The organism is Thalassovita sp. ABM4_323 (assembly GCF_056158665.1).
The window spans coordinates 3,200,714-3,226,244 of sequence record NZ_JBSWTS010000007.1; the positions used below are offsets into that span (position 1 = coordinate 3,200,714).

Here is a 25,531-nt window from a genome sequence, read left to right on the forward strand (position 1 = left end):
AACCGGGGCCTTTTGCTTACTTGTAGGTCTGATCCGGGCCGGGGAAGGCGCGGGATTTGACCTCGTCGGCATAGGTGCTGACGGCCTCTTCGATGGCTGGGCCCAGATTGCCGTAGACCTTCACGAATTTCGGGGTCCATTCGTTCAGGCCCAGCATATCCTCCAGCACCAAAATCTGACCGTCGCAATCGGCGCTGGCACCAATGCCGATGGTGGGAATGTCGATCTGTTTGGTGATGCGGGCGGCCAGAGGCTCGACCATGCCCTCCAGCACCACGGCAAAGGCACCGGCCTCGGCCACGGCCTTGGCGTCGGCCTCGTGTGCGGGCCAGCTGTCCTCGTCGCGACCTTGGGTTTTGAACCCGCCCATCGTGTTGGTCGACTGGGGCGTCAGGCCGATATGCGCCATCACCGGAATGCCGCGTTCGACAAGGAAACGGATGGTCTCGGCCATGCGCGCGCCGCCCTCCAGCTTGACCGCGCCGCAGTTGGTTTCCTGCATGATCCGCGCGGCGTTGCGAAAGGCGATCTGGGGGCTTTCTTCGTAAGTGCCAAAGGGCATATCCACCACGACCAGCGCGCGCTGCGTGCCGCGCACCACGGCGCGGCCATGCATGATCATCAGATCCAGCGACACGCCCAGCGTGCTGTCCATCCCGTGCATCACCATGCCCAGACTGTCGCCCACAAGGATGAAATCCGCGTATTTGTCCACGATCGCCGCCGTGTGCGCGTGATAGGACGTCAGCGAGACAATCGGTTCGCCATTCTTGCGCGCAGCGATTTGCGGCGCGGTGATGCGGCGGATTTGCGTCTGAGTGCTCATGCTTGGATAACCCTTTGATCAATCAAAAGAATGTCGGAAAACTGGACCGAGATCATCACGGCCACAGGTTCAGTGATGGGGCCAAAGAGGTTTTCCAGACTCTCGGCGGCGACCGTGTCCAGCCCGGTCAGCGTGGCGCGGGGCTCGGCCTGAATGGTGTTGGCGATGGCGTCGCGGATGTTGTCCACGGTGGCGCCGGGCTGGCGCGCGGCCTCTTCTGCGGCGTTCAACGATTGCGAAAGCACCACGGCGGCGGCGCGATCCTCGGGTGACAGGCGCACATTGCGCGAGGACATGGCCAGCCCGTCGGCCTCGCGCACGGTGGTGCCGCCGATGATCTGGATCGGGAAATGCAGGTCGTTCACCATCCGGCGGATCACCTGCAGCTGCTGGTAGTCCTTCTCGCCGAACACCGCCACGTCGGGCTGCACGATGTTGAACAACCGCGCCACAACCGAGGTCACCCCCCTAAAATGCCCCGGCCGCACTTTGCCGTGCAGCATGTTGGCCAGGCGGGTGGTTTCCACGATGGTTTCGTTGCCGTCGGGGTACATGGTGGCCACGTCCGGCAGGAACACGATGTCCACGCCCGCGTCGCGCAGCAGCGTCAGGTCGCGGTCTTCATCGCGGGGATAGGCATCCAGATCCGTGGCCTCGCCAAACTGGGTCGGGTTGACGAAAATGGACACGACGGTGGCGCCAGTTTCAGCCTGCGCCCGCGCCACCAGCGACATATGGCCTTGGTGCAAAAACCCCATGGTCGGCACAAAGCCAATGGTTTTCCCTTGGGCGCGCAGGGCAGCGATGGCATCGCGCGTGTCGGCAACAGAGCGGCAGATTTGCATTCTGACGAGGTCTCCTCGGATTTGATACCGTACATCTACGGTATGCTCTGCGGCGCGGCAAGCCCATTTGACCGCGCGGTCGGTTTTGTGCTGATCGTGTTTGCGATTGCATGTCGGTTTCGCGCTATCATGGGTCGGCTGGTAAATGCGCCCGCCCGCGCAATCGGCCATCTTCACGGTAAATCCACGCAACGGAGTCGTCTGCGCAATGAAAACCCATGTCAAAGCTCTGGTCGTCGGCGGTGGGGCCGTCGGCACCTCGATCGCCTATCACCTGGCCCGTGCGGGCTGGTCGGATGTGATGTTGTTGGAACGCGACGAGCTGACCTCGGGCAGCACCTGGCACGCCGCTGGCCTGCTGCCGCTGTTCAACATGAGCTATGCCACGACCCATATCCACAAATACTCGGTCGAGTTCTACAAAACGCTGGAGGCCGAAACCGGCCTGAATGCGGGGTTCAGCATCGTCGGCAACCTGCGCATGGCGCAGACGCAAGAGCGGATGGACGAATACATGCTCTATGCCTCGACCGCGGAAACGGCTGATGTGCCCTATGAATGGCTTTCGCCTGCGCAGATCAAAGACCGCTGGCCGCTGGTGCGTACCGAGGACCTGAAGGGCGCGATTTATCACCCCACGGATGGCTATATTAACCCCGCCGATGTGACCATGGCCATGGCCAAGGGCGCCCGTCAGCGCGGCGTGATCATCGAGCGCAAATGGCAGGTCGATGGCTATGAATGGACCGGCAGCGACTGGCGTGTGACCGTCACCAAGATGGTGGAAAAGGGCGGCAACCTGGTGGCCTCGGATGAACAGAGCGTCATCACCGCCGAACATGTGGTCACCGCCACGGGCAATCATTCGCAGCGCACGGCGCAGCTGTTGGGGATCAAAATTCCTGCAATCCCGGTCGAACATCAGTTCATCGTGACCGATGCCGATCCCGCGCTGGTCGAGTACCGCAAAACCCATGGCGAACACCCGGTTCTGCGCGATGCGGATGCCAAATGGTACGTTCGTGAAGAACGTGGCGGCTGGATTCTGGGCCCCTATGAACGCAATGCCCCGGCCCGCTTTGCCTATGGCGTGCCCGACAGTTTCCGCGCCGATCTGTTCCCGCTGGATCTGGAACGCATCGAAGAAGAATACATGTCGATGATCCACCGGATTCCGTCCTCGGAAACGGCGGGGCTGAAGGACGATTACAACGGCCCGATCTGCTATACGCCTGACGGCAACCCGCTGGTCGGCCCCGCGCCGGGGCTGCGCAACATGTGGCTGGCCGAAGGGTTCAGTTTCGGGATCACCGCCGCAGGCGGCACCGGGTATTACCTGGCGCAGATGATGGTCGAAGGCGAGGCCGAGATCGACATGGCCAGCCTGGATCCCAAACGCTATGGCGCGTGGATGACCACCGAATACGCGGTCAAAAAGAACGAAGAATGCTACGAGCACGTCTATATCCTGCACCACCCCGATGAAGAGCGCGAGGCCGCCCGCCCGCTGCGCACCGGACCCGTCTATGACAAGCAAAAGGCGCTGGGAGCCCAGTTCGGGCAGGTGAATGGTTGGGAACGGCCCAATTACTATGGCCCGCTGGAGGCGCCCGACAGTTTCGACCATGATGCCCGCAGTTTCCGTCGGGGCGGCTGGTGGCAATATGCTGTGGACGAGGCCCGCGCCATTCGCGAAGGCGTGGGGCTGATTGACGCCTCGGCCTTTACCAAACACGCTGTTTTCGGTCCGGGCGCCACGGCATTTCTGGACCAGTTCACCACCAACAAACTGCCCAAAATTGGCCGGATCAACCTGACCTATGCGCTGACCTCGGCCGGAACGACACGCACCGAATACACCATCGTGCGGCGGGGCGAGAATGACTATTACCTTGTCTCTGCCGGGGCCTGGACGGCCTATGATCAGGACTATCTGCTCAAGGCCGTGTACGCCTGGAATCCGGACAGCGAAGGCCAGTGGGTCGGCGTGCAGGACGTGACCACTCAGTGGGGCGTTTTCGCCATCGCCGGACCGAAATCGCGCGATGTTCTGAACGAGCTGGTGCGCGATGCGTATCCAGAAACCGTTCTGTCGAACAAACGCTTCCCCTGGCTGTCGGAACGCCAGATCGAGCTGGGCATGTGTCCGGTCAATGCCATCCGCGTGGCCTATACCGGCGAGCTGGGCTGGGAGCTGCACCACCCGATCGAGATGCAGAGGTACCTGTGGGATCAGCTGATGGGGGCTGGAGAAAAACACGGGATGAAGCTGGTCGGCGCGCGGGCGCAAAACTGGCTGCGGCAGGAAAAATCCTATCGCGCCTTTGGCACCGAGCTGGGCCGCGACGCAACTCCGGCCGAGGCGGATCTGCCCAGGTTCATTGATCTGTCGAAGGACTTCCACGGTAAGGCCGCGATGGAGGCCAAGGGTATTCGGAGCAAATGCTGTACCCTGCTGATCGACGGCCCCGTGGATGCGGATCCCTGGGGGCGCGAGGCGCTGTATCTGGCCGATGGCACCAAGGTGGGGCGTTTGACCTCGGGCGGGTATTCCGTGGCGTTTGAGAAAAGCATCGGCATGGGCTATGTGCGCCCCGATCTGGCGGTCGACGGCACGCGGCTGAAGGTGAAGATGTTCGATCACCTGTGGGATGCCGTTGTGACCTGCGACAGCCCCTATGATCCCAAGAACGAACGCATCCGCAAAGACGGTTGATCCAATGGTGCGCCCCTGACGGGGCGCGCTTTATATGTCGTCCAGCGCCTTTGGCGCTGGCCTCCGGCTGTCACCCGGCCTTGCGGATGTAAATCCCTATAATTGTTGCGAAATTGACCAGGGTCAACGCGCCCTACCTGTGTTTGTGCGACACTTCCCGTTGCGAGGAGATTGCCTCGCGATCAATGGTCCGACGCGTGGGCCAGAGGGGTTCGCGCCGGGACGGCCAAGTTGGAGGAGACTTGAGATGAAGCCTATTTCAGTGACAGTGCTTGGTGTGGTGATGATGTTTGGGGCGGGTGCTGCCCTGGCAGGTGGGGAATTGTCCCTGACCGAGAAGCTGGCTGCGGCTGGTGAGGACGGATCATATCGCGTGGCGCAAAGCTGCCCTTATTCGGGGACCGTGCCCTGCCCCCCTGGCCCGTACGGACCGGGCGGGTGCTACAAGCCTGCCTATGCTGACTGCAAAGGTGGATTGATTTGCACCGGCGGGATGAAGGTTTGCGTGCCCTCAAATGGCGGTCCGGCCTATTGCTATGCGCCGCAAAATGGAAACTGCCGGTAAACACGGTTCGGCGGCCTGATGGGCCGCCAACCTTTTTGATGAGGAATTTCTGGTCAGCCGATCCTAATGTGCACATATGCACATTCAAAGTTCTTCTGTTGGGATTTGCTTTTGCCCCTAAGCGCCACACATTAGGGCCACAGAACAGGAGAGCGATTTATGACCTTCAGACCAGTTGCCGCGACCTCGGTTGCCCAGCCCACCATGGAGGGCGCGGGTGTCCATTTGCACCGGGTGTTCGGATTTGACGATCCGACCCTGACCGATCCCTTCTTGATGATGGATGATTTTCGCAATGACGATCCGCGGCTGTATTCCAAAGGGTTCCCCTGGCATCCGCATCGCGGGATCGAGACGATCACCTATGTGCTGGAGGGCGAGGTTGAACATGCGGATTCGCTGGGCAACAAGGGCCTTCTGGGTCCGGGATCGGTTCAATGGATGACGGCTGGATCCGGCATCGTGCATCAGGAAATGCCCGCAGGGGATCAATTGGGTCGGATGCACGGGTTTCAGCTGTGGGCGAACTTGCCGTCTTCGTTGAAAATGACGGCACCGCGCTATCAGGACATCACGGCCAGCGACATCCCGGTCGAGATCGATGACGACGGCACGGTGGTCAAGGTGATCATCGGCAAATTCTGGGGCATCACCGGCCCGGTGGACGGGATCGCCGCTGACCCGATGCTGCTGGATATCTCGGTGCCCGCAGGTAAGCGCAAGGTGCTGCCGGTGGACACGCGCTCGAACGCGCTGGCCTATGTTTTTGCCGGATCGGGCACGTTCCGCGATGCCTCGGACCCGGTGGGGATCAAGGTCGAAAAAGAGTTCCGCGGGCAAGAGATGAATATCCGCGACATGACAGGCAATCGGACGCTGGTGCGCTTTGGTTCGGGCGATGAGATCACCGTGCAGGCGGGCGACGAGGGCATACGCTTCCTGCTGATGACCGGCCGCCCCATCCAGGAACCCGTGGCCTGGCATGGTCCCATCGTGATGAACACACAGGACGAGCTGCGCCAGGCCTTCCGTGAACTACAGAACGGCAGCTTTATCCGCCACGGATAAGGCCTATTGACCCAGGGCGATTCCCTCGCGCCTTGGGTCAGCCCCGCCCAGCAGGCCCTCGCCGATCTGGATCATCCCCAGACCTGATACCATGGGGCCGGATTTCACCGCATATCCCATATTTTCCAGCGCCTTAACGGTCGAACTTGATCCAGCGCCCGGTTCCACGTCATAGCGGCCGAAGCGGTTGATCCGGTGCGGGAGGCTGCTGGCCTGTTGCACATCCATCCCCCATTCGGCCCAGGCCAGAATGCTGTTCACCACGTAGCCGATGATCATGCTGCCGCCCGGTGAACCGGTGACCAGAACGGGCTGGCCGTCCTGCATCACGATGGTGGGCGCCATCGACGAGCGCGGCCGCTTGCCCGGCTCGACCCGATTGGCGATCGGACGCCCATCGCGATGCGAGCGGAACGAAAAATCCGTGAGCTCGTTGTTCAACAAAAACCCGCGCACGAACAGGCGCGAGCCAAAGCCGTTCTCGATCGTGGTGGTCATCGACAGCGCGTTGCCATAGCCATCAACAATCGAGATATGAGAGGTCGAGGGCAGCTCGAGCGATTCATCGGCGGCCCAAGCGCTGGCATGATCATATTTCGGATTGCCGGGGGCCACATCCTTCAGCCGATCCCCTGTCAGCAAGGCAGCGCGCTGGCGCAGATAGTCGGGGTCCAGCAGGCCCTGAGCCGGAACGGGCACGAAATCGCTGTCGGCCATGTAGACCGCACGATCCATGAACGCCAGACGGCTGGCATCCCCCAGAATGCGCAACACCTGCGGGTCATCGGGGCCGGCGGACAGGTCGTGATGCTGGGCCATGCCCAGGATCTGCCCGACCGTCAGCGCCCCTGAGGACGGCGGGCCCATTCCGCACACTTGATAGGCTTTGTAAGGGGCGCAAACCGGGTCGCGCTCTTTGACTTGATAGATCGCCAGATCCAGCTGGCTTAGCACACCGGGCGCGTTCGGAGCCTGGCGCACAGTCTGCACGATATCCTGGGCAATGGCACCGGAATAGAAGGCCCCTGCCCCATGATCAGACAGCGTTTTCAAGGTGTTGGCATATTCGGTGTTGATCAGAATATGGCCGGACTGCACCGGCTGCCCCCCGGGCAGAAAATACGCGGCCGTGGCAGGGAAACGCCCCAACTGATCCGCATCCCGCGCGACCGAGGCCGCCATGCGCGGCGAAACTTCGAACCCCCGGTCGGCCAGGGCAATCGCGTCGTCAAACAGGCTGGGCCAGGGCTGATTGCCCCATCTCTGGTGCAGCGCGGCCAACAGCGCGGGCGTGCCCGGCGTCCCGACCGAGCGCCCTCCGACAACCGCGTCAAAGAACTTCAGCGGCTCGCCATTTTCGTCCTGAAACAGCCTTGGCGTGGCCTCGAGCGGGGCGGTCTCGCGCCCGTCCAGCGTGCTCAACCGGCCCGTATCCGCATCGTACCAAACAACAAATGCGCCCCCGCCCAGCCCCGAGGATTGTGGCTCGACCAGTCCCAAAACCAATTGCACGGCGATAGCGGCATCTGCGGCGGTGCCTCCGGCCTCCAGAACGCGCGCGCCCGCCTGTACCGCATAGGGATTTGCGGCAACGACCATCCAGTCCTGTGCCTGAACCGGAATACCCGCTGCCTTGGCCGATTGCGACTGCGCGACGGCAGCGTTCAAAGCCTGCCGCCCTGCCCCGCCCAGTTCAGGTGCGACGGAATCGGCGGCTTGCTCGGCTGTGACGGGCCCTGCCAGAACGATCCCCAACGCGAGGGCCGAGATGTAACGTAGCATGTGCGCTCCTTTCCCCGACCCCACAGCCGGCGTTTACAGCATGGCGGGAACCACCTGATCCGGAGGGCGATGCCCATCGGCGAAGGTTTTGATATTGATGATGACTTTCTCGCCCATTTCCATACGGCCTTCGACCGTGGCCGAGCCCATATGCGGCAACATCACCACGTTATCCAGTTCGCGCAGCTTCGGATTGGCCTCGGCACCGCGTTCATACACGTCCAGACCGGCCCCGGCGATGTCACCCGCCGCCAGCATCCGCGTCAGCGCGTTTTCGTCGATCACCTCGCCCCGCGACGTGTTCACGATCACCGAGCTTGGCTTCATCAGCTTCAGCCGGCGCGCGTTCATCAGATGAAAGGTCGAGGGCGTGTGCGGACAGTTGACCGAGATCACATCCATGCGCGCCACCATCTGATCCAGGCTCTCCCAATAGGTGGCCTCCAGCTCTTGCTCGACCTCGGGGCGCAAACGGCGGCGATTGTGATAGTGGATCTGCATGCCAAAGGCGCTGGCGCGGCGGGCGACGGCCTGGCCGATCCGGCCCATGCCCAAAATGCCCAAGCGACGGCCTCCGATGCGCCCACCCAAGAACCCCGTGGGCGACCAACCGGCCCAATCCCCCGTTCCCATCGCGGCCAGCCCGCGCGGAATCCCACGGGTCACGCCCAGAATCAGAGCCATGGTCATGTCGGCCGTATCGTCCGTCACCACACCAGGCGTGTTCGACACCAAAATCCCCCGCTGCCGCGCGGTATTCACATCAATATGGTCAAACCCTGCGCCGTAATTGGCGATCAGTTTCAGGCGCTCCCCTGCCTGTCCGATCAGCCCGGCATCGATGTCGTCAGTCAAGGTTGGAACCAGCACATCACAGTCCTGAATGGCCTCGATCAGTTCCTTGCGCGTCATCGGTGTATCGTCCACACGCAACTTGACGTCGAACAATTCCATCAGCCGGGTTTCCACCACTTCGGGCAAGCGTCGCGTAACGACAACACTCAGGCGCTCAGATGGCATCAGGGTCCTCCCATTTCTTTTCAACTGCGCGTTTTGATGCCAGAGTGGCGGATGAAAGGCCGGGGCACAAGAACCCCCGGCACAATAAGGCGTTAAATTTACTGGGCGCCATACGGGCAAAGACAGGTGAACTGATGACAGCGGCGCGTCTACTGACCGCGATTTGCGGGGTATTTCTGGCTTCTGGCGCGATGGCCGAGCCGCGCGAACGTGGCAAAGTCACCAATCTGCCCATCCCCCGCTATGTCTCGATCAAGGCCAGCGAGGCAAACGTGCGTCGCGGCCCCGGTCTGACTCACCGGATCGATTGGGTGTTCAAGCGCCGCGACATGCCCGTCGAGGTCACCGCCGAATACGAACATTGGCGCCGCGTGCGCGACCGTGACGGCGCCAGCGGCTGGGTGCACTATTCGCTCTTGTCCGGCGTACGCACCGTCATCGTGGATCAGGATTTGCTGGAACTGCACGCCCGCCCGGATGACGGCGCCCCGATCAAGGCCCGCCTGGAAATGGGCGTGATTGCCCGGCTCGAGGATTGCGGCCCCGACTGGTGCCGCCTCTCGACCGGGGGCTATCGCGGCTGGTCCCCCAAGCACTCTCTTTGGGGAGTCGCCCCCGACGAGATCCGGGACTAATCCCAGCCCAAGCGAACGCCGAGCACAAGGGGCATCGACCAAAACGAGCCCCCAATCGCCCCCTGCGCGCGCCCTCAAAACCGCAGATAAAAAATGACAATTATTTCGTCTTTTGGGGCTTGCACCCGCCAAACCATCGCATTATCTACGCCCTCACCGTTGGGGTGTAGCCAAGTGGTAAGGCAACTGTTTTTGGTACAGTGTACCGTAGGTTCGAATCCTACCACCCCAGCCAAGCACTTCCCTGTTTTCAGACGTTGAGAGTTTGCCGCGCAATTGTCGCGTGTTTTCGGGCGCTTGGCAGACAGGGTTTTCAACAGAGACGCGGATATGAGCACGAACCGGGCGGATTCCAGCCCGTAGTCTCTGTTTGCGATTCCGGCGGTACGAGTTTACCGATTTCAGGGTGTTTTGTTTCAGAGCGCAGCGAACTGTTGGCGCTGTTCTGTCCAGATAGCAGAGAAGCGGGTCTTGATCAGATAGTCCGTGGTGAGGCCATCGGGCTGCTCACCTGCAGCGATGCGGTCAAGAACGTCAGGCGAGAGCAATGCTAGGTTGGTCACGTCCTGAACACGGCGCTTCGAGACACCTTCTGTGTCGGCGATCTCGGAGAAGGTTTTGCCCGCGATGACCATTGCCAGCCAGTTGCGTCCCTTCATGATGTTCTGCACCAGCGTTCTGTCGATCTCGGCCGGTGCCTCGCCCAGATGCAGTTTCAGCTCCACACCGCGGCGGCGCATTTGGAACGGAGCTTCGATTGTCAATGCCGCTGGGTTGATCTGCTCCGGTTTGCTGCCAAGACGGTCAGCAAGCTTTACCTTGTCCAGCCGTACTGTTAGGGAGCCCGGCAGCAGATCAACCCGTTCTATTAAAGCCAGATGTTCTGTTGCATTACCTTGTTCCTGTAGCCATTTCGATACGCCTGACACTTCGGCTGCCGTCAAATCTACAGTCATCACTGCCGCGGCACCGGCTCTGGTCAGATGCTGCCCAATAAGTTCAGCCAGCAAGCTCTCCACCTGATCCGCAGGCAGCCGCCAGGCATCCGGATGTTTCCGGCTGCGATCTTTGACCAACCTGCGGGAGATATAGTAGCGAAGTCTTTTGCCGTTCTTTCGGCTGTGGCTGGGCGTCAGACGATCGCCGGTTTCATCAAACAGCTTGCCTGCCAGAAGCGATCTTGTCGCCTTTTGTCTGGAGCCGCGAGCAACCGCTGCCCCTCTCTGCAGCATGTACTGAACCTTGTCCCAAACCGCTGGATCAATGATAGCTGGATGCTGCCCATCATAGACCTGTTGTTTGTGTCGAATTCGGCCAGCATAGACCGGGTTGCTCAGAATATGCTGAAGGTGACCTCGGTCGAAGTGAGTGCCGCCTGAGATCCGACCGCCCGCTCGTTCACGGCGTCGGGATCTGAGGTCGAGATCCTCTGCCCGCTCCTTTACATCCCGCAGGGTGCCAAGTTTCAGATAGAGGTCATAAAGCGTTCTGATCGTTTCAGCTTCAGCCTCGTCTATCTTCAGTGTTCGGCCATCTGGCTGATAGCCCAATGGCACGCTGCCACCCATCCACATCCCCTTCCGCTTGGAAGCGGCGATCTTGTCACGGATGCGCTCTGCCGTGACCTCTCGTTCGAACTGGGCAAAGCTGAGCAGCATGTTCAAGGTCAGGCGCCCCATGCTGGTGGCGGTGTTAAAGCTCTGGGTGACCGATACGAAGGAGGTTTCCGCTGCGTCCAACCGGTCGACCAACTTGGCAAAGTCAGCCAAGGAACGCGTCAGGCGGTCGATCTTGTAGACCACGATCTGGTCAACGCGTTTCTCGTCCACGGCCTGCATCAACCGCTGCAGTGCCGGGCGATCCAGGTGCCCGCCCGATATGCCACCGTCATCATAGTGATCCGGCAACAGCTCCCACCCCTCGTGTTTCTGGCTGGCGATATAGGCCTCACACGCCTCCCGCTGGGCATCCAGCGAGTTGAAATCCTGCTCCAACCCGTCTTCGGAGCTTTTGCGGGTATAGATGGCACAGCGAACCCGACGCATTACTGCACCCCGAAGAAGCGCGGGCCAGACCAGCGAGCACCGGTGATATGCCGGGCAATGGCTGAAAGGGACCGCCAAGTCTTGCCATCCATGACATTGCCACCATCCACCACTTCAACCTGGTAGGTGCGCCCATTCCATTCCCGAACTAGGTGCGAGCCAGGTTTCGCCATTGCGGTCGGTGCTTTGCCTGACGCGATCTGTTTCAATTGGCGCTCAGTTTTCGCCGACAGCCCACCCAGCATTTGGATTTGCAGTTCCCAGATCAGCACCCGTTTCATGAACTGAGGTGAGAGATACTTCGGCGGGGGGCGACCGAACGCCGCTCGCCACTGATCCAGGCATACTTGCCGGTCTAACGCCTCAATCGCAGCAATCGCTTCCTCAAGTTTGTGAGTGTTTTCCGTCGCCATGATCTCAACCCTCACCAGCAATCCGATAGATCGAGCCCTTGTCGGTATCGGCTCGCTCGACCACCGTTCCGGCTTTGCGCAGCGTCGATATTGCAGCACGTGCTGTATGCGGCTGCCAGCCGAAGGCCTCCTGCATCTGTGCAATCGAGGCGCCGGACTTGCGGTTCAGCAGCCTAACCAGTTGTTGCTGACGGTTGGGACTTGCTTTGACCTGTTTAGACGCTGGCGCTTTGGGTTTGGTCTTGATGGACATCGTCTTTCTCCACTTTGCGGGCAAAGGCCAATCCCTCGCCCCGTACTGAGTGGAGCCCGGCAATCCCGGGCAACCTAGAAGGTGCGAACACTACCGCTCCACAACGCACCGAAGTCCAGTCGTTTCTGAAAGAAGGCAGGAAGCTGAAGTTCGCTGCGGGCGCGAAGAAAATTCACCTGGTTCGGAAAAGCAGACATCCTTATGGGCTATGCTTCGACAAAGTAGGTTTTTGCTTGGCGACCCAACCAACACAAATGGCATTTTCAACTGGCACTAATCCCTGTAGCCTCGCCCTAAGCGTGTATCTATCTCATCATTTTGATCGAAACAGGAATACTAATTGTTTATTCAGCGTCTCAAGATTTCAGGCCTGCGTGGGGTGCAGAACGCAGACATTACTTTTGGCAAACATTCCGTTCTTGTAGGGCCGAACAACAACGGCAAGACAACGATTATCGAGGCTCTTGCCCTACTGCTGGGAAGAGACCGATTGGTTCGGCGCTTGACTGAACATGACTTTCATAAAAGCAGACCCATCGAAACATCTCGGATCCTAATCATTGCCACCGTCACAGGCTTTCCGGAGAATGATCCGCAGCATAGCCCATCTTGGTTTGCGATTGGTCGCGGAGGCGTTGAAAAGTGGCTCAACCCAAATACAGGCAGCCTTGCTGCATCAGCAGACGGTCAGCACACTGAGCTAAGTGTTCAGATCGCATTTTCGGCCCGATTTGATCTCCAGGAACTCGAGGCCGAGACCGTCAGGTTTTTTGTGGATGATGAAGCAACTCTTGGTGATCCATTCCACGAAGACACTGTTGTCACGCCGATTTCCTCGAAGACGCTTCAAGAACTTGGCTTCTTCATGGTCCCCGCGTCCCGAACATGGGACAAATGGATTTCGTTTACTTCAGAGCTTTTTCGGCGTCTCGTTGCAACATTGGGTGGCCTCCCTGCGACTGCTATACGCGATGCAAGAGAACGTCTTTGGGAACCGGAAGCTGGTCAGAAACTAGAAGAACAAGACGGCCTTACAACGATTGTCGAGCAGGCCAATGATGAACTTGGTAAGCTCATGCCATCATCACCAAGGCTTCAGCTTCGTATAACAGGGACGGACAGCAGTTCAGTCCTCGAAAGCGTCGTACCACATTTTGCCCACGGGGACGGCCCAACCCTCCCTTCCGCCCGGCAAGGAACTGGTTTGACATCCTTGCAAAGTCTCCTGCTACTGATGCAATTCGGCAAGGCCAGAGCAGATGCGAACAGGTCATTTGTCCTCGCAGTTGAGGAGCCTGAGCTACACATTCAACCTTCTCAACAAAAACGGCTCGTCAACCGGCTAAACGCGCTCTGCGATCAGACTATTGTCACTACACACTCGCCTCTTGTCGCGGCAATGTTCCCTGTCGAAGCAACTTACTTTGTCGATAACAAAGATGGGCAAATGTCTGTCTCGCCATTGTCAAAGACAGCACCCGCTGGTCCGTCCAATCACAAGCAACACCTCTTTTTTGCTTGGCGGCAACGCGAACCTTATTTTCAAATGACTGAAGGACCCGCGCTTTGCGCCAGAGCCTGATGCGTCCGATCAAGAAGCAGTGTTTCTGCCGATTGAGATCGAGGCTGGTGTTGCCCGCGAGCCAGCACCAATCGACGTGCCAATGCCGTCTCCATCTGCCCCTCTGTCGGCCAGCCGGGTGGATATCACCCTATCGGATGGGCGGCGCATTTTGGTCGAAGGGCCGACAGCGTTGCCCGCTGTGGTCAGATTGGTGCAAGGTTTGGCGGTTTGATCCCGGTTCCCAGCAATACACGTGTCTGGCTTGCGGCGGGTGTCACCGACATGCGGCGTGGGTTCAACACGCTGGCGGCGCAGGCTGAGAAGGTTTTGGAGCTGGATCCGTACTCCGGTCATCTGTTTGTGTTTCGTGGGCGTCGCGGCGACTTGCTCAAAATTATCTGGTGGGATCAACAGGGCGCGTGCCTGTTCAGCAAGCGCCTTGAGAAGGGGCGTTTTGTCTGGCCTGCGGCGAAGGACGGTAAGGTCAGCGTAACGGCCGCGCAATTGTCGATGCTGCTGGAAGGGATCGATTGGCGCATGCCGCAAAAGACCTGGCGTCCCCTGCAGGTCGGATAGGACAGTAAATACAGCATCTTGAGCGCTTTCGGGATTCACGTTTTGTCCCTGATCCGGTATAGGATCGGCGATGCTGAAGAACCTCGATATCACGCCAGATGACCCAGCTGAACTGCGGACCGTGAACCGGCTTCTGGCGGATGAGGTCAAGTCGCAGGCTCTGCTGATCGAGAAGCTGAAGCATCAACTGGCGGGCCAGAAACGGCATCGTTTTGGCGTGCGGTCCGAGAGCCTGGATCAACTCAACCTGACCTTCGAAGAAGATGAGGCGATTGCCGAGGCCGCGGAAGAACAAGCGCAGCCTCTGGCGACAACCACAGAAGACAATGCACCACGCCAGCACAGCCGCAAGCCGCTGCCAGATCATCTCGATCGGCATGACCAGGTGCTGTCCCCGGGTGACGACTGCACGCGGTGCGGCGGCAAGCTGAAGACGCTTGGCGAGGATATCACCGAAGAACTTGAGTATGTGCCGGGCAGCTTCATCGTGAACCGCATCGTCCGGCCCCGCAAAGCCTGTGCCGGTTGCGAAGCCATCGTCCAAACACCGTTGCCGTCTCGTCCTATCGAGCGTGGCAGGCCCGGCCCTGGCCTGTTGGCACATGTGCTGGTCAGCAAATACGCTGATCATCTTCCCTTGTACCGCCAGAGCCAGATCTATGCGCGCGAAGGGATCGATCTGGAGCGCTCGACAATGGCCGATTGGGTTGGTCGGTCAGCCACGTTGCTGGAGCCACTTGCCGATGAGATCGGGCGGATTGTTCGGCGTGGTGATGCGCTCTTTGCGGATGATACACCTGTGAAGATGCAAGCGCCGGGTCAAAAGAAGACCAAGACGGCGCGGGTCTGGACCTATGTCCGTGATGAACGGCCTTGGTCGGGATCGTCCCCGCCTTGCGTCTGGTATCAGTTCACAGTGGATCGCAAAGGCGAACATCCGGTGAGCCACCTTGCAGGCTACCAAGGTTGGGTCCATGCCGATGGATACTCCGGCTTCAACGGCCTGTTCGGGCATGGCAAGGCTGATGAGATGGCCTGCATGGCCCATGTGCGCCGCAAGTTCGTGGATGTCTTCGCATCACAGGGCAATGTGATTGCCCAGGGCGCGATCCGCCGGATCGCGGAGCTCTATGCCGTGGAGAAAGACGCGCGGGGCACATCCCCCGACGCGCGTGTCGCGCTGCGGCAATCCAGATCAAAACCGATCTTCGATGATCTGTGACCTGCCCCCCGAGGCTCCCTCATTCATAACGAGAGTTTGCGGGTCTGGTTTTCATAGTCTTGGTCGTCAATTTGGGCAAGCGCGCCGGACGCGGAGCTCTCAAATTGCTCAAGCGTTCGGCGCGCTTCTGCGGGCGTTTTGTTTCCGAGAGATGAGTGCGGCCTGACGTTGTTGTAGTCGTACCGCCAGAGCGCCAGTTTTCGACGCGCATCATCCAGACTTTCGAACATCTCTTCATTTAGACATTCGTCGCGCAAGCTGCCGTTGAATGACTCGATGAAGGCATTCTGCTGTGGCTTGCCCGGATCAATGTAGTGCCAGTCGACGCCGTTGTCGTTCGCCCATTTCAGGATTGCCCGGCTTGTGAACTCAGTCCCGTTATCGCTGACAATGCTGGCAGGCTTGCCATAGATACGCACAAGCGCATCCAACTCACGCGCAACCCGGGCACCCGAGATGCTGGTGTCGGCCATCAGGCACAGGTTCTCACGGCAGAAATCGTCATTGACGGCCAGGATGCGGAACCGGCGTGATGCCCCGAACGTGTCCGACAGGAAGTCCATCGACCAACGTTCGCCTGGCCTCAAAGCCTCTGGCATTGGTGTTCGAGACCCACGCGCCCGTTTCCGTCCACGCCGTCGCCGAACGCCCAGCTTCTCCTCGGTGTACAGCCGATACAGCTTCTTGTGGTTCATCACGTATCCTTCGCGCTCCAGCATCACGCCGATCCGGCGGTAGCCAAACCGACGCCGTTTGGCCGCGACGGCCTTCATCTCCTTGCGTATCTCAGGATTGTCCGGCGGGCGTTCACGCCGGACCGTCTTCGGATCGACACCGACAAGTCGGCAGGCCCGGCGTTGCGAGATGTCATGATCCCGCATCGCCCTGAGCGCTGCCTCTCGCCGCTCATTCGGCGTCGTCAACTCTTTCCCAGCAAATCCTTCAGCACAACGTTGTCCAGCATGGCATCGGCCAGCAGACGTTTAAGCTTGGCGTTCTCGTCCTCCATCGCCTTCAGCTTGGCCGCATCAGACACTTCCATGCCGCCATACTTGGATTTGAATTTGTAGAACGTGCCCTGGCTCAGGCCATGCTTGCGGCACACCTCCGCCGTCGGAATCCCGGCTTCTTGTTCTTTGATCATCCCAATGATCTGGGCTTCAGTGAAACGGCTCTTTCGCATTTGTTTGCTCCTTCAAGAGGTTGAGCAAACTCTACATTAAAGTGCGGGAGATTTCGGGGGGCAGGTCAAAAGCCGCAAGTGGTCTGGGCATGACACGGTGATCAGCTCGGTCGATTTCCGGATGGGGCGCAAACATATCGAAGATCTTGAGTTGACCGGCACGGCGCGCGTTGGCGCGGGCAACGGGTTGATGAACCGGATCGAAGGCAACAACTCTGACAACATTCTGGACGGCGGCAAGAACGTTGACACGCTGATCGGCGGTCTGGGGGATGACCTGTATGTCATCCGCTCGCCCGGCGACAACATCGTCGAATCCGCTGGCGAGGGTGTTGATGCAGTGCGCGCCTACCGGTCTTACGCGCTGGATGCCCATGTCGAGAAGCTCTATATGCAGAACGTTTTCACGCAATCAGGCGCCCCGGCCAATCTGAACGGTATCGGCAACGGGCTGGACAATACGATCGTGGGCACGCCTTTTGCCAACACCATTGTGGGGCGTGAAGGCAATGATGTTCTGAAGGGCCAGGCAGGCGATGACACCTTCGTGTTCGACCGGGCGATCGGCGCAAACAACGTGGACCGGATCATCGATTTCGAAGTGAATGGCGACGACGACACGCTGAAGTTCAAGGCCTCGGTGCTGGGCGGCGGGGTGACGGCGGGTGTACTGGACGCAGCCGATTTCGTGGCCGGTACCGCAGCACTGGATGCAAGCGACAGGTTCATCTTCGATCAGGCATCAGGGCAGTTGTGGTTCGACGCTGACGGCTCGGGCGCAGGTGCACAGGAGCTGCTGGCCACCTTTGATCAGAATGCAACCGTCGCAGCGGATGATATTGAGATCTTCTGATCTGGCAACGCGGATTTCAATGATCCCCAAGGTTGATGGCTCGGGCACACCCGAGCCATCAGCCCATCGAGAAGGCGGTACATTCTGTCAGGTGATGAAGATACTTCCCGCCGTCAAGATCGGGGCCCCCTTGAACACGGCCACATCAACCGCAGCTCCCGCACCATCGCCATCCGCGTCATAGCGCAGCGTGGTGCCGTCGAACAAGAAGCGGTGGTCGGCGGTCTGGGCGGTGTCGCCCAGATGAAAAGCCTCCGCATCCAGCGCGCCGCTGGGCAGCTCGGTCAGGCTGCGCTTGAACAGCAGCCGGTCGTCGCCCACACCGAAATCGGTGATCGTGTCGATGTGGTTGGGGTGGAAATCTGTGGCAAAGACGAACGTATCATCCCCGGTGCCGCCGGTCATCGTATCCGCCCCGCCCAAGCCGTTGAGATTGTTGTCATAGGCGTTGCCGGTCATGACATTGTGCCACTCATTGCCCACGGCGGTGAGGTTCTGCACCGGATTTCCGGTCTTGCCGATCATGTCCTGGATACGGATTTCCTCCATCCCCTTATCCATCCGGAAAGAGCCATGGGCGATGACAATGTCATGATCGAAGTAATTGTAGCTGCCAAACCTACTGTTATCCACCGCGACATCCCCCGGCGTGCGCAAATGGAACGTGTCGTTGCCACCACCGCCATAGAGGGTATCGACACCACGACCGCCGTCGAGGATGTTGTTGTCGAAACTGCCACGGATTTCATTATCGAGCCGGTTGCCCGTGCCGTACACCGCGCCGGAACCGAGCGAGAGGTTTTCAACCCCGACGCCATCGGTGGCCAGATTGAAATCAATGAAAGAAAAAACCTTGTCCCCACCGAGATCCCCGGACGCCCAGCGTTCCCGTTCGACCACGACATCGCCAACCGACGAGACCTCGTAATAGTCGTCGCCCCGTCCGCCCCGCATCAGGTCGTCGCCGTCACCACCGATCAAGAAGTCCTGCGCATCCCCGCCGAGCAGGGTGTCATTACCGCCGTCTCCGTTAAGAATATTACCCTCGGGGGTAGGAAAACGCCCGCCTTCCAGACGGTCATCGCCATCCCCCCCGTTGATCCAGTTCCACTGCCCACCATAGCCACGGATGTCATCGGCCAGCGGTGTGCCGTACCATTCGAAAAAAAAGGTAGCGTCCGGCAGCGTGCGTTTTTCAACGGTGATCATAGCGAAATCCGTTTGCTCCGTAGAATTGCTCAAAAGATAAATATGTCATTCAATTCTATAGTTGCATTTTGCTCGAACCGAGCAACCAGAACCTGTGCACCCCCGCCTAAGCCATCAGCGTCGAACCAGAGATGCCCTGACGACTGGTCAAAGATTAGTCGGTCGGAGCCACGCGTAGCGGTGGTACCCAGTGCGAAACTTTCAGCCTCCAAAGCCCCTGTCGCCAGCCCGCCAAAGACCGAACTTTTCAAATACAGCATGTCGCCTTCGTCGGCTTCATTGACGTTGAAATCGATGATCCGGTCTATGTTGTTCGGTCCGAGGCCGCGATCAAAGACAAAGGTATCGGCGCCGGCTTGACCTTTCAAAACGTCATTGCCCTCGCGCCCAACGATGGTGTTGGAAAAAGGGGTGCCGACGATCGTATTGTCCAGCGTGTTCCCGATACCGTTAAAAATCGCAGGATCGTTGTCTTTGGTGTACACAGTCTGCATGAACAGGCGCTCGACATTGGCCTCTAGAAGATAGGAGCGGAAGGCCTTCACCGTATCGATGCCACGCGCAGCCGCTTCAACAACGGTATCGCCGGGTGCGCGCACAAAATAGGTGTCATGACCAGCGCCCCCCATCAACGTGTCATTGTTCTTGCCGCCGTCCAGGATGTTGTTGCCTGCCGTGCCGCGTATTTCATTCGCCAAACCGTTGCCAGCACCGATTTGCGCACTGCCTGTCAACCTGAGGTCTTCAATATGAGAGCGCCCCATCCGGAAATCGACAGACGACTGAACAATGTCATGTCCGCTCCAAGCGCGGCTTTCCACAATCCCGTCTCCGACATTGTCGACAAAGTAAAAATCCGAACCGTCGCCACCACGCATCAAATCCGCGCCGTCCCCTCCGTTCAGGGTGTCGTCGCCATCGTGACCAAAGAGTGTATCGTCCCCCCCAAGTCCCAAGAGGCTGTCGGCTTGTAAGGTGCCCCCGATGAAATCGGCATCCTCCGTCGGTGCCCATCCGACAGGTAAGCTGTCAACAATTTCCGAGGTACCAAATCCATCGACATAAAATCCGCGAACGAAGAGTCTGCTTGCCCAGGTCGGCCGAGGTGACCTTGTACTGCGCATCTGTCGCACCAAGGATCGCACGTCCATCGCGGTACCACTGAAGTGACACATTCCCGATGCCATCCGCATCCGTAAAGTTTTGCACCGCAGTAAGAATGCCTCCCAGCACCGCCGATCCTTGGACATCAAGAGGACCGATGGGCACATCATTCACATTGGCAACGGCGGACTTGGTCACCGCTTCAAACAGCGACGTTTCCCCCAACGTATCTGTGACACTGATGCGCACCCCAAGAAAGGAACCGACATCCGATTGTCCGGGCGTGTAGGTGGTGTTGGTCTCACCAAAAATTTCCTGCGCGAATGCGGAGGCCGAGCTTGGGCCTCGAAACCACTCTAATGTCGTCGACACCACGCCGTCCGGATCATCGATCGTGGAAGTGGCCGTTATCTCGGTGCCTTGCTCGGCACTATCGCTTAGCGTAACCCCACCGGTCGCTGGCTGATCGTCCGTTATGGTGTAGACGCCTTGCGTGAGTTCTCCGAGCGTGAACCTTTCCGCGCGCACATCCAGATCTCCGGTCTCGTCTGATTGCCAGATGAGCTGAATTGTGCCATCCGCACGCTCAATGGCAGAGACTTTCCCCTGGGTTCCCGTCGCCGCCAGAATGGTGTCGAAACCACCTCCGACCGGCGCGCCCGTCGCGTCGAAGACCTGTCCTTCGACATTTGTGTCAGTGCCATCCCGGTTTGTCTTCCAAACGAGAATGAAACCACCGTTCGACAAAGCCGTGATCGACGGTTGCGATTGCGTCCCCAAGCGAAAAGAATTCGCGATTTCAAAAGTCTGGTCCCAGTCCGTAAGCGTAACCGCCGCTGAGAAGACCCTAAAAACAACATTGTCTCCCGAGCTTCCTGCAATAACAAACCCTCCGCCAGTCAGGGCTGTGACGACTGGGTCAGAAAATGCTTGAAATCCAACCGGAGTAAAGAACTCGGATTGTTCCAGGGTCGCGCCATCATAAATCTCAAATAGGTTCTGAGAAATTACGACCGTGCGCCCATCACTTAAAACCGCACTGCCGAATTTCGGAAAGTGTTCGGATTGCAGGTCGGTATCGGAGCCAAGCGTGCTGGAGTTTGTGGCAAAGGTCACCTGGTGCAGAGAAAGGTCATGAATGTCCTCTCCGTCATCGCTTCTGTGATCGACAGTGTACAAGACCGAAAAACCACCGCTTGCGTTTGCGAAAATATCGTAGTCGTCGATCGACCATTGATCTTCGCGGCGGGCTGGCCTTTCCACTACTACAAATACCGGGCTGAGCATGTCTCCGCTGATATGGAAGCGCTGTGCGACAACAGCATCCGCGGTGCGCCACATAACAACGAACGTATCATCCGACAGCGAAGAGACACGAGCGTCGCCTCCGCGCAAAGCGGTCGAAGTCCCCAAGCCCACGGCGTCTCCGGTAGGGGAGCCGGTCTGGTCTAGAAACCGAAATTGGACTTCAAATCCGCCTGATTGAATTTCCGACTGGAATACGGAAACAACTGTTCCGTCCAGCAGCTTTGCCATGCTGGGTGAGCCATCTTTCAAAGTATTAAATGGATTGATTTGTACCGAAGAGTTATTTTGTACCGTGGCCATATTCACTAGTTATCCTGTTGGAGAATTTCTAAATTAAAATCTCAGGTAAATGTTCTCGGGGCAGTTTTCTTGCCCAAAAGCCTTTGCCGTTAGTTGGACCAACTCACCTTCACATGTCTTAAAACTCCGGAAAATCAGGGGTGCGACCATACGAACTTAGCCCTAAGAATTTAACCAGCCATCGGCCTCAGTTCAAATTCCAAAATGGGCTTTTCTTCTGTCGAGTATGTGGCGGGGCCTATGGTGTGTCAATGAAACAGCCGTTTTCCTCGTTTATCAGAACGGAACGGTGCCGAAACTGGGAAGCGAACAATAAACTATAAATACGCGACACATACCAAAAAAGACTGTTCCGAAGCTTCAAGAGGTCCAGATGCTAAACGAAAAGGAGAGTCTCGTGTGGATGCTCGCCTCATCTGGCAAGATAGTTCAGCGCAGGTTAAGCGGGGGCGCTGAAATCAGACAGCGAACTCATTGGGAAGCAGGTCGCTGGGTATCGCTCCTAGCGCTCCATTCAAGACAGCTCAGAGAGAAAAAGACTGGCCCGCTGAGCCTTGAGGATCTTCGGTCTGTCTGCGGGGAAACTGTTCGATGCTAAAGGTCGCAATTGTACCGGGTATGCACAAGGATCTGCGTGTTTCTTGGCGCGGTGATCACCCCGTTCAGGCGGTCCTTGATCCATTGAACCGCAGCCGTAAGCTCGCTGCCGAAATCGTGCGAAATCACATAGTCCATGATCCGTGCCTCAAGGAGAGCGACTGAATTTTCGGTCAGTTCATGCCCCACAAAGATCGTGTCCTGGGCCGCGCCTCGTTCCTGCAAAGCCTCGGCTACGCCCCGGTTGGCCCCGGCAACGTTGTAGATGGCCGCGGGCAAACCATGCGCGTCGAAATGCTTGGTCAGCTGTTCCTTGGTGGTTTTGGGCAGGTCATCGGACATAAGGCGTTCTTCGATCTTGAGATGCGGGAACTCGCTGCGCAGGACACGTCGAAACCCCAGCTCGCGTTCCTGCTGCGTCCGATAGGCGACACTCATGACCAACAGAATACTGCTGGGTTCCCTGGGAAGAATCTGACCGATAAGCTGGCCGGCGACGCTCCCGGCGGCGCTTTGATCGTTGCCAATATAGGCCGAGCGGCGCGAGCTGGGCAGATCCGACGTCATACACACTACAGGCACCCCTACCCCGGTCAGATGGCGCACCGCCCGGTTGATTGCCGGATGCTCGCGCGCGACCAGAACAACGCCATCGGCTTGCAGCCCGTCCTCTTCGATCCTGCTGGCGAAGGAATTCGGCTCCAGCTCGCTGGTGACAACAAAATGGCACTCGACCTGGATCTTGGGCACCGACCGGTTGACCTGCTGCGCGGCCAGTTCCATAGCCCCGTTAAAAGTTTCCCCGGATTCACAAAACAGCAGGATCTTCAGGACATCAGAGTTTTCGCTGTTCAGTTTATCCAGCGCGGTCATCACGCGCTTTCTGGTCTTTTCCTTCACCCCGGGCCGGTTGTTCAGAACCCGATCCACAGAGGCCGGTCCGACCCCCGCAAGATCGGCGATCTCTCGTATCGTCGGTCCTTTCCAACCGGTTTTCGGAGGGGTGTCTGGCATCGCGTCGAGCTCCTATTCTGGCATCACATCAAAACCATCAAATTGGTTTGTCGCAAGTTTTTTTGACAGTTCAGCTTCAATATTAGGCATGTATAACCCCATTTTGATGTCAATCAAATCAAAAAAACACATCAAAACCCCTGTTCAGATGTGAGCGCAATCATTCATGATACTCGGACCAAGGAGGAATCGGGTGGCCTTGAGCAAGATCCGGTAGGTTGGAAACCACATTGATACGCGGGATAGGCCGCCACCGTTTCACTGGCTAACTGAGCCTGAAAAACTATGTCGAACCGCCAGCAAGGCGGATATCACAGAGGAGGAAATCGACATGAACTTCACCAAAACTCTTGCGACCAGTGCCGTTGCAGCCGTGATTGGCACGGGTGCTATGGCAGCCGACATCGCCCTGATCATCGGCTCCAACCAGGACTCGTTCTGGAACGTCGTGAAAAAAGGCGCCGAGCAGGCCGCTATGGTGGTTGAAGCCAATGGTGGGTCGCTGAACATTCTGCAAACCCAAAACTACGACAACTACGGCGCCGACCTGGCGACCCTGATCGAGCAGGCAACCGCACAGGGTGTTGACGGTATCGCAACCGTTCTGCCCGCCCCTGACGCACAGCTGCCCGCAATCAAAGCCGCAATCGACGCAGGTATCAAAGTGACCCTGCTGAACGGCGGCGGCGACTTCCTGGAAGAATCCGGCGCGCTGAACTACTTCGGTTCGGACGAGTATGTGGCTGGCGTTGCTGGCGGCAAATACATGGCCGAAGCCGGTGCTCAGCACATCCTGTGCCACATCCAGATCCCGGGCACTGTGAACCTGGAAGCACGTTGTAAAGGCGTTGCCGACGGCGCAACCGAAGCCGGCGTCAAAGCCACCATCCTGCGCGTTCCCGCCAACCTGGACGGCGACGTTGCTGGTACCTCGGCAGCCATCGAAGCAGAGCTGAACGGCGATGCCTCGATCGACGCAGTGGTGAACCTGGCGACCTGGGCCGCCGACGCATCGGCAGCTGCAATCGAGCAGCTGGGCAAAACCGGTGAAGTCAAACTGGGCACTTTCGACCTGAGCCCGTCCACCCTGGACCGCATCAAGGCCGGCACCCAGACCATGGCCATCGACCAGACCCCCTACTACCAGGGCTTCCTGTCGGTCTCCACTCTGGCGGCTCACATTGACTTTGGCACCAAGATCGCAACCCAGCCCGTTCTGACCGGCCCCGCGATTGTTGACTCCTCCAACATCGACGCCGTCTTCAACGGTGTTGCTGCTGGCGCACGCTAAGTTGCACAAATGAAACCGTCCCAGCCGGGCCTCTGTCCGGCTGGGTTCCTGAAAGGGCCTTTGGCCTTTTGAAGAAAAGGAGTGGCTCCGTGACCGAGAGCAGCGTACAGCAAAAGACGGGCGAAACGACCCCTGCATCAGGAGGTTTTGCCATCGGCGATATTATCCGCAGCCCTGCGGCAGGTGCTTTCTTCGGGATGGTCATCGTCTTCATTATCTTCTCCATGTTTGGCTTCCAGCGGAACTTCTTGTCCGTGGGTGGTGTCGCCAACTGGATGAACTTCGCAAGCACAGTGGGTATCATCGCCATCCCGGTCGCGTTCCTGATGATCGCAGGCGAGCTGGATATTTCCACCGGAGCCGTTCTGCCCGCCTCGGCCATGATGCTGGGCATCAGCGTGAACCACTATGAGCTCCCGATGTGGCTTGGCATCATGATGACCCTGGCGATGGCCGCAAGCGTTGGCCTGGTGAATGGTCTGCTGGTGACTCGCACGCAGGTGCCTTCGTTCATCGTGACGCTTGCCACGCTCTTTGCCGTCGGCGGCCTGACCCTGGCCCTGTCCGATCTGTTGATCAACAACACCAACGTTTCGCTGAAATCGCCCGAATGGGCCAAGGCCGTCTTCGGTACGCGCTATTTCGGCTTCCGCTCGGCTGTGTTCTGGTGGATTGGCCTGATCATCGCCTTCTGGTTCTTCCTGCACAAATCGCCCTGGGGGAACTGGGTGTTCGCCGTGGGTGGTGACCCCGAAAGCGCCCGCAATGCAGGTATTCCCGTCAACAAACTGAAAATCTCGCTCTTCATCCTGTGCTCGGTATGCACGGCGCTGGCAGGGATGTGTCAGGTCATCCAGTTCAACTCGGCCCAGTCCGCGACCTTCTTCAACATGATCTTCTTTACGATCATCGCGTCGGTTGTTGGTGGCGTTCTCTTGAATGGTGGCTTTGGTTCGGTGATTGGCGTGGTCTTTGGCACCATGACGCTGGGCATCGTTCAGCAGGGCATCAACTACACTGACATCGACCGCAACCTGTCGCTTCTGATCATCGGTGTGATGCTTCTGATCGCGGTTCTGATGAACGGCACCTTCCAGAAACTGGCGACCAATTGGTCGACCAAGAAAGACTAGGGAGAATGA

21 protein-coding genes, 1 tRNA gene and 1 pseudogene are annotated in these 25,531 nt (G+C 58.6%); 11 read left to right on the top strand and 12 right to left on the bottom strand.

Annotated elements, in window-relative coordinates; genetic code table 11:
- Nucleotides 1–16 precede the first annotated feature (16 nt).
- Nucleotides 17–826: a 3-methyl-2-oxobutanoate hydroxymethyltransferase gene (panB, locus tag ACXADQ_RS18295; protein WP_475324512.1), complete on the bottom strand. Its 810-nt coding sequence runs from the start codon at nt 824–826 to the stop codon at nt 17–19.
- Nucleotides 823–1,671, bottom strand: a complete 849-nt coding sequence (gene panC, locus ACXADQ_RS18300) for a pantoate--beta-alanine ligase (protein ID WP_475324515.1) — start codon at nt 1,669–1,671, stop codon at nt 823–825. The genes panB and panC overlap by 4 nt, the downstream gene beginning before the upstream one ends.
- A 208-nt stretch (nt 1,672–1,879) precedes the next feature.
- Here panC and ACXADQ_RS18305 point away from each other — a divergent pair, with 208 nt between their 5' ends.
- From ACXADQ_RS18305 to ACXADQ_RS18315, 3 genes are all read left to right on the top strand, one after another.
- On the top strand, nt 1,880–4,387 hold the full coding sequence (locus tag ACXADQ_RS18305; RefSeq protein ID WP_475324517.1) for a GcvT family protein: 2,508 nt from the start codon (nt 1,880–1,882) through the stop codon (nt 4,385–4,387).
- A gap of 247 nt (nt 4,388–4,634) precedes the next feature.
- Nucleotides 4,635–4,952, top strand: coding sequence for a hypothetical protein (locus ACXADQ_RS18310; protein ID WP_475324521.1), 318 nt, complete (start codon nt 4,635–4,637; stop codon nt 4,950–4,952).
- A 159-nt stretch (nt 4,953–5,111) separates the two neighbouring features.
- The gene (locus ACXADQ_RS18315) at nt 5,112–6,020 is read left to right on the top strand and encodes a pirin family protein (RefSeq protein WP_475324524.1); all 909 of its coding nucleotides are present in this window, start codon (nt 5,112–5,114) and stop codon (nt 6,018–6,020) included.
- 3 nt (nt 6,021–6,023) lie between these two features.
- Here ACXADQ_RS18315 and ggt read toward each other — a convergent pair whose 3' ends face one another.
- Nucleotides 6,024–7,802 (bottom strand): gamma-glutamyltransferase, encoded by a 1,779-nt coding sequence (ggt, locus tag ACXADQ_RS18320; RefSeq protein WP_475324526.1) that lies wholly within the window; start codon nt 7,800–7,802, stop codon nt 6,024–6,026.
- A 33-nt stretch (nt 7,803–7,835) separates the two neighbouring features.
- Nucleotides 7,836–8,822 (bottom strand): 2-hydroxyacid dehydrogenase, encoded by a 987-nt coding sequence (locus ACXADQ_RS18325; protein WP_475324530.1) that lies wholly within the window; start codon nt 8,820–8,822, stop codon nt 7,836–7,838.
- Nucleotides 8,823–9,013: 191 nt separating this feature from the next.
- Between ACXADQ_RS18325 and ACXADQ_RS18330 the strand changes: the two genes are divergently transcribed.
- On the top strand, nt 9,014–9,457 hold the full coding sequence (locus ACXADQ_RS18330) for an SH3 domain-containing protein (protein WP_475326104.1): 444 nt from the start codon (nt 9,014–9,016) through the stop codon (nt 9,455–9,457).
- Between the two features lie 160 nt (nt 9,458–9,617).
- Nucleotides 9,618–9,692: transfer RNA gene (locus ACXADQ_RS18335), tRNA-Gln, on the top strand.
- Nucleotides 9,693–9,873: 181 nt separating this feature from the next.
- Here the strand turns inward: ACXADQ_RS18335 and ACXADQ_RS18340 are convergent.
- From ACXADQ_RS18340 to ACXADQ_RS18350, 3 genes are read right to left on the bottom strand one after another with little or no spacing between them, the layout of a single operon-like run.
- Nucleotides 9,874–11,502, bottom strand: coding sequence for a recombinase family protein (locus tag ACXADQ_RS18340; RefSeq protein WP_475324534.1), 1,629 nt, complete (start codon nt 11,500–11,502; stop codon nt 9,874–9,876).
- Nucleotides 11,502–11,915 carry a DUF2924 domain-containing protein gene (locus tag ACXADQ_RS18345; protein WP_475324538.1) on the bottom strand — a complete coding sequence of 138 codons (414 nt, stop codon included), beginning with the start codon at nt 11,913–11,915 and terminating at the stop codon, nt 11,502–11,504. Before ACXADQ_RS18345 ends, ACXADQ_RS18340 begins: the two co-directional genes overlap by 1 nt.
- Before the next feature lie 4 nt (nt 11,916–11,919).
- Nucleotides 11,920–12,168 (bottom strand): DUF3489 domain-containing protein, encoded by a 249-nt coding sequence (locus ACXADQ_RS18350; RefSeq protein WP_475324540.1) that lies wholly within the window; start codon nt 12,166–12,168, stop codon nt 11,920–11,922.
- A 340-nt stretch (nt 12,169–12,508) separates the two neighbouring features.
- On the opposite strand from ACXADQ_RS18350, the gene ACXADQ_RS18355 reads away from it, so the two are divergent.
- The 3 genes and pseudogenes from ACXADQ_RS18355 to tnpC all read left to right on the top strand — a co-directional run.
- The gene (locus ACXADQ_RS18355; RefSeq protein ID WP_475324542.1) at nt 12,509–13,750 is read left to right on the top strand and encodes an ATP-dependent nuclease; all 1,242 of its coding nucleotides are present in this window, start codon (nt 12,509–12,511) and stop codon (nt 13,748–13,750) included.
- A gap of 210 nt (nt 13,751–13,960) precedes the next feature.
- Nucleotides 13,961–14,308 carry an IS66 family insertion sequence element accessory protein TnpB gene (tnpB, locus tag ACXADQ_RS18360; RefSeq protein WP_475324544.1) on the top strand — a complete coding sequence of 116 codons (348 nt, stop codon included), beginning with the start codon at nt 13,961–13,963 and terminating at the stop codon, nt 14,306–14,308.
- 70 nt (nt 14,309–14,378) lie between these two features.
- Nucleotides 14,379–15,527, top strand: a pseudogene (tnpC, locus tag ACXADQ_RS18365) (IS66 family transposase); the annotation flags it as partial.
- A gap of 26 nt (nt 15,528–15,553) precedes the next feature.
- On the opposite strand, the gene ACXADQ_RS18370 reads toward tnpC, so the two are convergent.
- Nucleotides 15,554–16,713 (bottom strand): IS3 family transposase gene (locus tag ACXADQ_RS18370; protein ID WP_475324003.1). Its coding sequence is split into 2 segments (ribosomal slippage): nt 15,554–16,464 and nt 16,464–16,713, totalling 1,161 coding nucleotides; the frame shifts between segments, so codons are not numbered across the junction.
- Nucleotides 16,714–16,810: 97 nt separating this feature from the next.
- On the opposite strand from ACXADQ_RS18370, the gene ACXADQ_RS18375 reads away from it, so the two are divergent.
- Nucleotides 16,811–17,566: a hypothetical protein gene (locus ACXADQ_RS18375; RefSeq protein WP_475324547.1), complete on the top strand. Its 756-nt coding sequence runs from the start codon at nt 16,811–16,813 to the stop codon at nt 17,564–17,566.
- Between the two features lie 87 nt (nt 17,567–17,653).
- Here ACXADQ_RS18375 and ACXADQ_RS18380 read toward each other — a convergent pair whose 3' ends face one another.
- The 4 genes from ACXADQ_RS18380 to ACXADQ_RS18395 form a co-directional block, all read right to left on the bottom strand.
- A complete protein-coding gene (locus ACXADQ_RS18380; protein ID WP_475324550.1) occupies nt 17,654–18,775 on the bottom strand; it encodes a hypothetical protein in 1,122 nt (373 codons plus the stop codon).
- Between the two features lie 29 nt (nt 18,776–18,804).
- Complete coding sequence (locus ACXADQ_RS18385; RefSeq protein ID WP_475324553.1) at nt 18,805–19,899, bottom strand: calcium-binding protein; 1,095 nt, start codon at nt 19,897–19,899, stop codon at nt 18,805–18,807.
- A complete protein-coding gene (locus ACXADQ_RS18390) occupies nt 19,805–21,487 on the bottom strand; it encodes a hypothetical protein (protein WP_475324556.1) in 1,683 nt (560 codons plus the stop codon). Before ACXADQ_RS18390 ends, ACXADQ_RS18385 begins: the two co-directional genes overlap by 95 nt.
- Before the next feature lie 594 nt (nt 21,488–22,081).
- Nucleotides 22,082–23,098, bottom strand: coding sequence for a LacI family DNA-binding transcriptional regulator (locus tag ACXADQ_RS18395; protein ID WP_475324560.1), 1,017 nt, complete (start codon nt 23,096–23,098; stop codon nt 22,082–22,084).
- Nucleotides 23,099–23,429: 331 nt separating this feature from the next.
- Here ACXADQ_RS18395 and ACXADQ_RS18400 point away from each other — a divergent pair, with 331 nt between their 5' ends.
- Nucleotides 23,430–24,389, top strand: coding sequence for a substrate-binding domain-containing protein (locus tag ACXADQ_RS18400; protein WP_475324564.1), 960 nt, complete (start codon nt 23,430–23,432; stop codon nt 24,387–24,389).
- An 89-nt stretch (nt 24,390–24,478) separates the two neighbouring features.
- Entirely contained in the window at nt 24,479–25,522 is a 1,044-nt protein-coding gene (locus ACXADQ_RS18405; RefSeq protein ID WP_475324568.1) for an ABC transporter permease, read from the top strand.
- Nucleotides 25,523–25,531: the final 9 nt, after the last annotated feature.

Bases quoted from the DNA above. Each gene is read 5' to 3' on its own strand.
- panB (WP_475324512.1), bottom strand. From the start codon at position 826: ATGAGCACTCAGACGCAAATCCGCCGCATCACCGCGCCGCAAATCGCT.
- panC (WP_475324515.1), bottom strand. From the start codon at position 1,671: ATGCAAATCTGCCGCTCTGTTGCCGACACGCGCGATGCCATCGCTGCC.
- ACXADQ_RS18305 (WP_475324517.1), top strand. From the start codon at position 1,880: ATGAAAACCCATGTCAAAGCTCTGGTCGTCGGCGGTGGGGCCGTCGGC.
- ACXADQ_RS18310 (WP_475324521.1), top strand. From the start codon at position 4,635: ATGAAGCCTATTTCAGTGACAGTGCTTGGTGTGGTGATGATGTTTGGG.
- ACXADQ_RS18315 (WP_475324524.1), top strand. From the start codon at position 5,112: ATGACCTTCAGACCAGTTGCCGCGACCTCGGTTGCCCAGCCCACCATG.
- ggt (WP_475324526.1), bottom strand. From the start codon at position 7,802: ATGCTACGTTACATCTCGGCCCTCGCGTTGGGGATCGTTCTGGCAGGG.
- ACXADQ_RS18325 (WP_475324530.1), bottom strand. From the start codon at position 8,822: ATGCCATCTGAGCGCCTGAGTGTTGTCGTTACGCGACGCTTGCCCGAA.
- ACXADQ_RS18330 (WP_475326104.1), top strand. From the start codon at position 9,014: ATGGCCGAGCCGCGCGAACGTGGCAAAGTCACCAATCTGCCCATCCCC.
- ACXADQ_RS18340 (WP_475324534.1), bottom strand. From the start codon at position 11,502: ATGCGTCGGGTTCGCTGTGCCATCTATACCCGCAAAAGCTCCGAAGAC.
- ACXADQ_RS18345 (WP_475324538.1), bottom strand. From the start codon at position 11,915: ATGGCGACGGAAAACACTCACAAACTTGAGGAAGCGATTGCTGCGATT.
- ACXADQ_RS18350 (WP_475324540.1), bottom strand. From the start codon at position 12,168: ATGTCCATCAAGACCAAACCCAAAGCGCCAGCGTCTAAACAGGTCAAA.
- ACXADQ_RS18380 (WP_475324550.1), bottom strand. From the start codon at position 18,775: ATGATCACCGTTGAAAAACGCACGCTGCCGGACGCTACCTTTTTTTTC.
- ACXADQ_RS18385 (WP_475324553.1), bottom strand. From the start codon at position 19,899: ATGCGCAGTACAAGGTCACCTCGGCCGACCTGGGCAAGCAGACTCTTC.
- ACXADQ_RS18390 (WP_475324556.1), bottom strand. From the start codon at position 21,487: ATGGCCACGGTACAAAATAACTCTTCGGTACAAATCAATCCATTTAAT.
- ACXADQ_RS18395 (WP_475324560.1), bottom strand. From the start codon at position 23,098: ATGCCAGACACCCCTCCGAAAACCGGTTGGAAAGGACCGACGATACGA.
- ACXADQ_RS18400 (WP_475324564.1), top strand. From the start codon at position 23,430: ATGAACTTCACCAAAACTCTTGCGACCAGTGCCGTTGCAGCCGTGATT.